2 protein-coding genes and 1 pseudogene are annotated in these 11,677 nt (G+C 35.2%); 2 read left to right on the plus strand and 1 reads right to left on the minus strand.

The genetic code is table 11. From position 1 onward, the window contains the following. Positions 1 to 94: pseudogene (locus tag IDG60_RS16685) on the plus strand (queuosine precursor transporter); the annotation flags it as partial. A 598-nt stretch (positions 95 to 692) separates the two neighbouring features. Further along, complete coding sequence (locus IDG60_RS16690; RefSeq protein ID WP_001062946.1) at positions 693 to 1,094, plus strand: ribonuclease HI family protein; 402 nt, start codon at positions 693 to 695, stop codon at positions 1,092 to 1,094. A 58-nt stretch (positions 1,095 to 1,152) separates the two neighbouring features. On the opposite strand, the gene IDG60_RS16695 is transcribed toward IDG60_RS16690, so the two are convergent. After that, positions 1,153 to 11,677, minus strand: a 10,525-nt coding sequence (locus IDG60_RS16695) for a DUF1542 domain-containing protein (protein WP_206160954.1), incomplete at its 5' end; no start/stop codon positions are given.

The raw sequence follows: 11,677 nt of genomic DNA on the forward strand, positions 1-11,677 counted from the left end.
ATTAGCTTCAACAGTTTTCAATGTACCATTTGGATATATTGCTAAATCATTTTATCGTAAAGGTAAGATTGATAAGTTAGATCAAGGCTATTAACGCACTTACTACACAAAAGAATAAGTTTTAAGGGAGTGGGACAGAAATGATATTTTCGCAAAATTTATTTCGTCGTCCCACCCCAACTTGCATTGTCTGTAGAAATTGGGAATACAATTTCTCTTTGTTGGGGTCCATCCCCAACTTGCACATTATTGTAAGCTGACTTTTCGTCAGCTTCTGTGTTGGGGCCCACACCCCAACTCGCATTGCCTGTAGAATTTCTTTTCGAAATTCTCTGTGTTGGGGCCCCTCCCCAACTTGCACATTATTGTAAGCTGACTTTTCGTCAGCTTCTGTGTTGGGGCCCCTGACTAGAATTGAAAAAAGCTTGTTACAAGCGCATTTTCGTTCAGTCAACTACTGCCAATATAACTTCGTAGAGCATAGAACATTGATTTATGTCCCAGCCTGAAGATGATTTTTTTAGGAAGTATATTACAGTACTACGTATTAGAAAATCATCTTTGAATCAGCGAGTATTTTAAACACGTGTTACTTATTTAAGTGATGCGTGTTTTTTAATGGATTACCCAACATATTTTGTATTACAGTAATAGTAACTTTAACTAAGTATTGAATAGAAAGTAGGTTTATTATGGCGAAAATAAATTTTGATGCTGCGACGAAAGGAAATCCAGGCATAAGTACATGTGCCATTGTAATCAAAGAAGATAAGCAGCATTATACATATACACATGAGTTAGGCGAAATGGATAACCACACTGCAGAATGGGCTGCATGTATTTATGCACTAGAACATGCACGTGAATTAAATGTTCAAAACGCACTATTATATACAGACTCAAAGCTAATTGCAGATAGCATTGAAGCTGGTTATGTGAAAAACGCAAATTTCAAACCTTATTTTGATCAAATAGAAATATTTGAAAAAGATTTTGATTTATTATTTGTTAAATGGATACCGAGAGAACAAAACAAAGAAGCGAATCAACACGCTCAACAGGCATTGTATAAATTAATTAAAAAGAATAAATAAAAGGAGCACCGACTGATGTGATGTCAATCGGTGCTCCTCTATTTATCAAAGAAACAAATTATTTTTTATTTTTCTTAGATTTCTTTTTCTTCTTTTTGGCTGCTACCTTTTTAGAAGTATTTTTTGATGCTGACTTTTTGTCTTTGGATTGGTTATCTTTTTGATTTTTCTTTTTAGCCAATAATAAAGGAACGTCCTCATCTTTAGATTCAATACTAGTTGTTGTTTCAACATCTTCCTCTTTATCTTTGCGTCGTTTTGCGAATAAGAGTGGTGAATGTTCGTTATCTTTCAACACTTTTTCATCTGTGTTTTCATTTGTAACTTCCACATCTTCTTCATCTTCTTTACGACGACGTTTTGGTAAGAAGAACGGCGTATGTTTAACTTTATCGAGTGACTCGCCATTATTTAGCGAATCTTTTTCTTCAACAGTAACATCTTCTTCATCTTCTTTTCTGCGACGTTTCGCAAATAAAAGTGGTAAATGTTTTGTATCGTCTAAAGTCTCTTTTATTGAATCTTTATTATTATCTCTTATTTCTAATTCTTCCTCTTCATCTTCTTTACGACGACGTTTGGCAATGAAGAACCAGAAACTAGCTAGTAAGCCAGAGATACCCACCACACCAATAGCGTTTTTAATAACATTACCGAAATTATTACTAAAGTGACGCATATGAAGTGGATCAATGTCATCATCTTCATCAAGTTTCTTTTTATGTCCAATAGTCGAACTGTTAAATGGATGATTTGCAGTTCCATAACCAATTGTTAAATGGCTATTAGATTCATTTCCAGTACTTGACGATTGTTTAGCACGATCAGATATTACAATTTGTACTGCTGAAATTCGAGCAATACCATTGTTCAATGCAGCCTCAACTTGCTGTAATGTATGCGCATTATTAATATCTCTAATTGTTTCAAGCACAATTTCGTTAATTTGATTCATTGCTGCTTGTTTTTCATCAGCTGTGCCAATTTCACTATTTCGAATACTATTTATTTTTTCATTTGAAAAGTCTTTAATTCTACTAATAGCTTCTTGCTTGCGTTTAGCTAGTTCTTTTGCTGTTGGATTAGCTGCTTTCATTTGAGCTTTAAATTGTTCCAATTGCTCAGTTATTTCACTGATGCTTTGCGCACGTTGAATCGCTTGAATTGCTTGTTCTTTTAATTGATTTAACTTAGCAATAGCTTCTTGCTTCTCTTTATCTGTTAGATCAGTACGAGCTTTGATTTCATCAATCATATGTTGAATTGCATCTTCAATCGATTTAATTGCATTTGATTTTGCTTGTTCAATCGTAAATTGTTCTGGATTAAATTGTTCAATATACGCTTGTTCTTGTTGTTGAATTTCTTCAACTGAATGAACATCAGGTGCATTGTTAACATGATCAATTGCTTGTTGTTTAAGCTTATTAACTTCTGCAATTGCAGCTTCTTTTTGTTCCAGTGTTAATGTCACACTATTATTGATTTCATCAATCTTTTGTTGTGCCGCATTTTCGATTGATTCAATTGCCTGTTGTTTGACTACTGACAATTCTTTTTCTACAACTTTTACAGGAACATTAACAATCACTTTTGATCCATCAAGCAATGTAACTTCAACTTTTGCTGTTAAGCTATCAGAAATCGTTGCAGTTGATGGTGTATCAATAACTTCTGCTGAAAGCTGATCAATTAAGTTTATGTGTGCAAGAATATCTTGTTCTGTAATGATGTCATCACGATGTACAATGAGTTCACCATTAACTAGGATTTGCTCAGGTGTTGCTTCAAAAATTTCATTTACAGCAGGTTGTTCATCAACCTCCCATACATGTGTATTTCTAATGTCATCTAAACCTAAGTTTAATCCTCGATTTAATTGATCTATAGTTTGAGCATTCTCAACGTTTTGTAGTGCTCGTTTTTCAGCTTCGTCAATTTCTTTGAGCGCTTTTGCTTTTTGCTCAGGTGTTAAATCTGGATTTGAATTGATTTGATCACGCTTCGCATTAGCTAAGGCTTTTATTGCATTTTTCGCATCTTCTTTAGCTTTCACTAAATCTTTGATGTCTTGTAATGCTTGTGCAAGTTGTGCTTTGGCTTGTTCAATTTCTTCTTTAGTCATCGCATTGTTAATGCCGTTATGACCTTGTTGAAGTATTTGATTAATACGATCTTTAAGTGCTTGTTTTTCCTTATCTGTTAGATTTGGATTTTGATCGATTTCGTCAATTAATGCTTGAACTTGTTTATCAACATCTTGTTTCGCATCTTCTTTAGCTTTCACTAAATCTTTGATGTCTTGTAATGCTTGCGCAAGTTGTGCTTTAGCTTGTTCAATTTCTTCTTTAGTCAGCGCATTGTTAATGTCGTTATGACCTTGTTGAAGTATTTGATTAATACGATCTTTAAGTGCTTGTTTTTCCTTATCTGTTAGATTTGGATTTCGATCAATTTCGTCAATTAATGCTTGAACTTGCTTATCAACGTCTTTATTGGCATCAATTTTTGCTTTTGGTATTTCATTAGCATGCACTTGTTCAATCGCGTGGTTGCCTGCTGTTTGAACTTGAGATACAGCCTGATTACTTGTTGCTTTATTAATGTTGTTGATGATGCTGTTTGCCAATTCTTCTGCTTTATTTTTCGCAATAAGCTTGTCTTGATCCGTCGCATTTGAAGCTTCGATTTCTTTTAGCTTATTAGCTAAAGCTTGATTAATTGATTGAATTGCCTTGTCTTTAGCATCTTGTAGTCGTTGATCACCATTAAGATTATGGATTGCATCATTGACTGCTTGGATTGCGCCATTGATATCATTCACATTTGTGTTATCACTATTTAGCAATGTATTTGCTAGACGTTTGGCATCATCGAAGTTTGTTTTAGCATTATCGTCAGCGTTTTGGTAATTGACAGTTTGCTCTGCATTTGGAATTTCATTGTCAACTAAATGTTTCAATGTTTCCATTGCATCATTTAAGTCAATTTGATTATTAACAATATCTGTTACATCTGATACAGTATCGGCATTGTTAATTGCTTTATGTGCAAGATCTTGTTGCTGTTGATTTAATCCATTTAACGAATTAACAAACGCATTTGCTTTATCTTTGGCATTTGCAAGGTTTTGGTCTCCATTTAATGCATTTTGAGCATCGATAATATTTTGTTTCAATTGCTCTGCTTCAGCTTTTGCAATTGCATTACCTTGCACTTTATCTAACTCATGTGCTGCATTCGCAATTGCATTATCATAATTTGCTTTCAAATTGTCATCTGCATTGATGTAATTTGTGCTGCTGATAACACCAAGGTGCTGTTCGTCAATATATTGTTGTACTGCACCCATTGCATTATCTAATTTAGTTGCTCTATTAATTGCTCGAGATGCTTTATTTAGCGTTTCAGCATTATTAATTTGTTGGATTGCTAATTGTCTTTGAGCATTGTTTAGATGTGTTAATTGATCCAATCTTTGTAATGCTTCAGCTTTACGATTATTAAGTCTTTCTTCACCATTTAATGCTTTCTTAGCTGCAGTGACTGCATCATTTAATTTGATAACTTGTTCTGCAGTTAAGTTTTGCCCAGACGATTTATCAAGTGCTTGTTTCGCTTTATCAACCGCTTCATCATATACTTGTTTGACTTGTGTATCTGCATTGACATAGTTCGTGCTACCTTTCGTGCGTCCTTCATTGCCAGTGATTTCTTGTGACAATTGATCCATTGCACGATTAAGTGCCTTAGCCTCATCTACAATTTGTTGGATTTGATTTAAATCGTTTGATTGATCGATGCGACCTTTAAATCCATCTTGTTGAGCATTGTTTAATGCATTCAATTGGTCGATGTCATGTTTACCATTTGTTTTAGCAAGTGCTACACGTTCATCACCATTTAATGCTTGTTTTGCATTTAAAATATTTTGAAGTGCTTGATCCACTTGTTGCTTATTCGCATTTTGTTTCAATACATTTTCAGCATCAGCAATCGCTTGTTTATAAGCCTTTTGCTTATCTGAATCTGCTTGTGTGTAATCTATAGTTTGCTCAACGTTAGCATGTTCATTAACTGCTTGTTGTAATTGATCCATTGATTGGTTCAATTGCGTTGCTTGATCTACTAATTCAGCGATTGGTTGAAGTTTCGTCGCTTGATCAATATTTTGTTTAGCAGTTGCAATTTGATCAGCATTTAAATGTGTTAATTGGTCAATAGTTTGTTTCGCTTGTGTTTTAGCTTCAGCGACTCTCTCATTACCATTTAACTCATTCACTTTTTCTTGAAGCTTAGTTAATGCTTGTTCTACAGCGTCTTTATTCGCATTTGAACCATTAGTTGGATCTGTAATGCTTTGTGCAGCTTGTAACGCTTGATCTACTGCTTCTTTTTTATCAGTTGACGCTTCAGTGTAATTTGGTTGAGCCTTATCTGTATTCACTTGATCAACTTTATTTTTCAATGTTTCCATCGCGTGATCAAGTTCAGTAGCAGTTTGAACATGTTGTGCAACCTCTGTTCTTGTAGGCGCTGCATTTATAGCATCAGTTAATGTTTGTTGTTGTGCATGATTTAAGTTTGGCAATGCATTTACAGTTGTTACTGCTTGTTGTTGATCACGAGCAAGTTTTGGATCACCATGTAGATTATCTTTTGCAGTTGTTACTGCTTGTGTTAATTGTTCTACTTGTGATTTGTCGAGTGTTGGATTACCTGTTTGGTTAATTAAATCTTTTGCATTTTGAACTGCTGCTTGGTAAGCATCTTTTTGCGGTTTATCTTCATTGATAAACTTGCTACCCGCTTCCGTTTGTTGTTGATCTTGAATACTATTTCGTAATGCTTGCATTGCTTGATCAAGCGCTTTTGCTTCAGCTAATTTTTGCGCTACTTCGCCACGAGTTGCTGCGTTGTTTATTTGGCTTTCAAGTGCTTGACGTTGCGGATTATTCAAACCATTTAATTGATTTAAATCAGTAACCGCATGTTGTTTATCGTCTGCAAGTTTTTGATCACCGTGTAGGTTATCTTTAGCTTGTTTAAAAGCATGTGTCAATTGTTCAACTTGTGCTTTATCAAGCGTTGGATTACCTGTTTGGTTAATTAAATCTTTTGCATTTTGAACTGCTGCTTGGTAAGCATCTTTTTGCGGTTTATCTTCATTAATAAACTTGCTACCAGATTCTGTTTGTTGTTGATCTTGAATGCTATTACGTAAAGCTTCCATTGCTTGGTTAAGTGCTTGTGCTTCAGTTAATTTTTGTGCTACTTCACCACGAGTTGCTGCATTATTGATTTGATTTTCAAGTGCTTGACGTTGTGGTGTATTCAAGTTAGACAAGTTATTTAACGTTTCTGTTGCACGTTGCTTATCTTGAGCTAGTTTTTGATCACCATGTAAATTGTTTTTAGCATCAGTCACTGCCTGTGTCGCTTGATCAATGATTGATTTAGCTAATGTAGGATCAGTTGTTTTGTTAATCAAATCTTTCGCGTGTTGTACTGCTTGCGTATATGCATCTTTTTGCGCTTGATCCTCGTTAATAAATTTACTACTTGCTTCAGTTTGTGGTTGATCCTTAATACTTTCTTTTAATGCTTTCATCGCTTCATTTAATGCTTGCGCTTGTGCAATGATTTCAGCCACTTTATCACGAGTTGTTGCATTATTAATTTGATTTTCTAGCGCTTGTTGTTGAGCTGGTGTTAATTGATCTAAATGATTTAGAGAATTTCCAGCAGTTTGCTTATCTTGAGCTAATCGTTCAACACCATCTAATGCATTTTTAGATGATATTACTGCTTGAGTCGCACTTGATACATTACCTTTATTGATAGTTGGATTATTTAATCCTGCAATGATAGACTCAGCATTTTGAACTGCTTCATCATAGGCTTGTTTTTTATTCGGTTCTGCATTGACATATGCACTGCTCGCACGTGTTGCATCTTTGTCAGCAATACTTTGTTGTAATGCATCCATAAGTTGATCTAATGCTTGTACTTCAGTCAAATCTTGCTTAACTGCTGTTCTAGTTGTTTCACTATCAATTAACGTATCTTCCATATGTTTTTGTGCATTGTTTAGATGTGCTAATTGGCTAACCGTTTGTTTAGCATGATCTTTATCATTTTGTAATTTCACATCACCATGTAATGCTGCTTTCGTTGTATTCACAGTTGCCGCTACTTGATTAATCGCATTATTATCTAATGTTGCAGTTTGTTCATTGATAATATTATTTGCGGCTTGAACAGCTTGATCATAGTTTTGTTGCTCTGGTTGATCTTCGTTGATATATTTGCTATTTGCTTTAGTTGCTGCGTTATCTTGAATGCTCTGTCTTAAACCATGCATTGCTTGGTTAAGCGTATTCGCATTTTGTTCAATTTGATGAACTGCAGTTACTAAAGTTGCAGCTGTAACTTGGTCTTTTAATGCTGTTTTTTGAGGATCATTTAAGCTTGTTAAAGCATCAATTGCTTGCGTCGCATTTGTTTTAGCAACTTGTAAATTATGATCTCCATTTAACGCTTGAAGTGTTGTTTGAACTTTAGTAATAGCTTGTTCTACTTCTGTTTGGTTCGCATTTTGACCAGTTTGTTTGTTAATCATTGCTGCTGCTTCATTTACCGCTGTATTATAAGCAGTTTGTTTATCAGTATCAGCATTGATGAAGTTACCACGTTGTTCAACGGCTTGATGATCTGCAATCGCATTAATTAAGTTACCCATCGCAGTATTTAAAGATTCTGCTGTTTGTTTGTGACCATTAACTGCAGCAATATCAGATGATTGCGTAATTTGTGATTGTAACTGTTGCTTTTGCGCATTATTCAAATGATCTAATTGATCAAGTCTGTTGTTTGCTTGTTGTTTAGCTGCTGCAAGGTTTTCATCACCATCTAATGCAACTTTCGTATTATTCACTTGTGTCGTTGCACCATTAACATCATCTGGATTCATCGTAGGCGATGTAGTTTGATTAATGATATTATTAGCAGCTGTTACAGCTTTGTTATAGTCATTTTGTCTTTGCGCAGTTGCATCATGATAATCTTCAGACGCTAATGTCGTTTGATTATCCGCAACACTATTTCTTAATAATTCCATCGCATGATCTAACGTTTGTGCTTTTTGATTAATCGTAGTGACATCTGTAACAAGTGGCGCTTGTGTAATTTGACTTTCAAATGATTGTTTTTGTGCATCATTTAAGTGTGTTAAGTTCGCCAATTGTTGTTTTGCTTGTTGTTTTGCATTTGCCAAATTGTCATTACCATTTAATGCTTGTTTCGCTGCGTTCACTTCATTAGTGATGCTTTCAACTTGTGCTTGTACTTCATTAGTACCACTTTGTTTATTCAATAATGCTTCAGCTTTTGCTACTGCCTGTTTATACGCATTTTGTTTGTCAGGATCTGCATTTAAGTAATTACCGTCCGCTAATATTTGATCTTTATCATTAATAGCTTGTGATAATTGATCCATTGCTTGATCTAGGCTCGTTGCTGTTTGTTTAACTTGGTTCACTGTAGCAATTTCAGGCGATTGATCGATTTGACCTTTTAATGCTTGTTTTTGAGCATCGTTTAAATGCGTCATTCCACTTACGGCATCTTTAGCATTTTGCTTTTCAGTGGCTAATTTAGCTTCACCGTTTAAGCTATTTTTAGCATCAGTCACTTGAGTTAATGCACGAGTAATGTCATCTGGGTTAAGCGTTGGATTTGTCGTTTGATTGATAATACCTTCCGCTTGAGACACTGCATTTGTATATGCTGTTTGCTTATCGACATCAGCATCGTGGTAGTTCTCACTTGCTTTCACAGTATCTTTATTTGCAATACCTTGTTTCAAGTTACCCATTGCTGTATTCACATTTTGTGCATTTTGTTTAGTTTGTTCAACTGTAGCTAAAGCTTGTGCTTGATTGATTTGGTTTCGTAATGCATCACGTTGTGGTTGATTTAAGTCACGTAACGTATCAAGATTTGCTAAAGCATCTTGTTTCGCTTGCGCTAATTTTTCATCACCGTTTAATGCATCTTTCGCTTGATTCATAGTTGTAACTGCTTTTGTTACTGTATCAGGCGCCAATACAGGTGTTGGTGTGCCATTTGCGATTTGTTGCGCTTGGTTAGCTGCATTGTTATAAGCTTGTTGTTTGTCTTGATCCGCTTGTGTAAAGTCAACTGATTGTGGTACTTGACTATTCGCTTGAATTTGTTGTTTCAACGTACCCATTGCATTATTTAACGCATCAGCATTTTGCTTAATAGCATTAACACCTGTAACAAGTTCTGCATGCGACACTTGGTCTTTTAATGCTGTTTTTTGTGGTTGATTTAAGTTTGGTAACTGATCAATGGCTGTATTTGCATTGTCTTTAGCAACTTGTAAGTTATGGTTACCGTTTAAATCACCCTTAGCTTGATTCACTTGTTGTAACGCTTGAGCCACTTGTTGTGGATCCACGTTTGCATTTGGTGTACCACTAATGATTTGTTCAGCATGCGCTACCGCATTGTTATATGCATTTTGCTTATCAGTATCAGCATTGACAAAGTTACCATTTGCTTTAGTTTGGTCTTTATCTGCAATACCTTGTTTCAATTGTGTCATTGCTTGATTTAAATCTTGTGCTGTTTGCTTAATCGTGTTTACATTTGCAACAGTTTGCGCAGCATCGACTTGTTGTTTTAATGCATCTTTTTGCGCTTGATTTAAATCATTTGCATTTGTAATTACTTGTTTCGCTGCATCTTTTGCACGTTGTACATTGTCATTACCATTCAATGCTTGTTTCGCTTCGTTCACACGTTGCATCGCTTGTTCCACTTCAGTTTGACTTGCATTGCTGCCATTTGCTTTAGATAAAATACCTTCTGCATGTGAAACCGCATTAGTATAATCATCTTTCTTAGCTTGATCTGCATCAGTAAAGTTAATGCTATTTAATGTCTCAGTTTTATCTTGTAATGCATTGTTTAAGTTAGTCATAGCATTATTCAGATTTTGAGCATTTTGCTTAACATTATTAACTGTTGCAATATCTGGTGCTTGTTCAACTTGAGTTGTTAGCGCTTGTTTTTGAGCATCATTTAAATGATCTAGTGTACCAAGTGTTGTCTTAGCATCTTGTTTGGCATCAGCTAATTTTTGATTACCGTTAAGTGCTTGATTTGTGTCATTCACTTTAGTTAATGCTTGTTGAATTGTATTTGGATCCATTGTTGGATTTGTTGTTTGTTTTAACAATTCTTCTGCTTTTGTTACTGCATTATCATATGCTGTTTGCTTGTCAGTATCAGCATCGTGATAGTTCTCGCTACCTTTAATTTGTGCTTTATTCGCAATACCTTGTTTCAATTGTGTCATCGCGTCATTAAGCGTTGTTGCCGCTTGTTGAATAGCATTGACGTTTGGTACAAGTGTTGCTTGCGTGATTTGTTTGCTGTATTCATCACGTTGCGCTTGGTTTAAGTTTGGCAATTGATCAATAGCATGTTGAACATTTTGTTTCGCCGTTGCTAAGTTTGTATTACCATTTAAATCATTTTTAGCTTGCGTAACTTTATTTAACGCTGCAGTAATTTCGCTAGGTGTAACGACAACATCAGGCGTACCACTAATTAATGCTTCAGCTTTCGCTACTGCTTGATTATATGCATTTTGCTTGTCAGAATCTGCATTGACAAAGTTACCATCAGCTTTTGTTTGTTCTTTATCTGCAATGCCTTGTTTTAATTGTGTCATCGCATTGTTTAACTCTTGCGCCGTTTGTTTAACATTGTTTACACCAGCTACAGTAGTTGCATTTTGTACTTGTTGTTTTAATGCATCTTTCTGTGCTTGGTTAAGATCATTAGAGTTATTAATTAATGCTGTTGCTTCGTCTTTTGCATGTTGAACGTTGGCATTACCATTTAATGCTTGTTTTGCTGCATTTACTTGTTGGATTGCTTGTTCAACTTCAGTTTGTGTTGCATTACCACCATTAGCTTTTGAAATGATATTTTCAGCATTTGTAACTGCAGTGTTATATGCTTGTTGTTTTGCTTGATCTGCATCAGTGAAGTTAACTGTTGCTTTCGTAGCATCTTTATCAGCTATCGCTTGTTTCAAGTTACCCATCGCAGTATTTAAGTTTTGCGCATTTTGCTTAATTTGATTTGCTTCATCAACAGTATGCGCGCCATTAATTTGATTAGTAACAGCTTGTTTTTGCGCATTATTTAAGTTGTCTAATGAACCTAAAGATTGCGTTGCTTGTTGCTTCGCTGCCTCTAAGTTTTCATTACCATTTAAAGCATTTTTAGACGTGCTTACTTGTCCAGCAGCTTGATTGATAACAGTCGGATCTAATGAAGGGTTTGTAGTTTGATCAATAATACCTTGTGCAGTTGTGACAGCATTATTGTACGCATCCTTTTTATTCGGACTTGCATCAGTATAATTTTGGTTTTGTTTTGTTGTCGCATTATCTGCAATACTTTGACGTAATTTGTCCATTGCTGCATCAACATTGTTTGCTTTTTGTTCATTACCTTGTGCTTCTGCAACAGTAGTCGAT

Source organism: Staphylococcus sp. EG-SA-2, assembly GCF_017152085.1.

What these genes read in the sequence shown, in the direction of transcription:
- IDG60_RS16690 (WP_001062946.1), top strand. Translation starts at nt 693, where the DNA reads ATGGCGAAAATAAATTTTGATGCTGCGACGAAAGGAAATCCAGGCATA.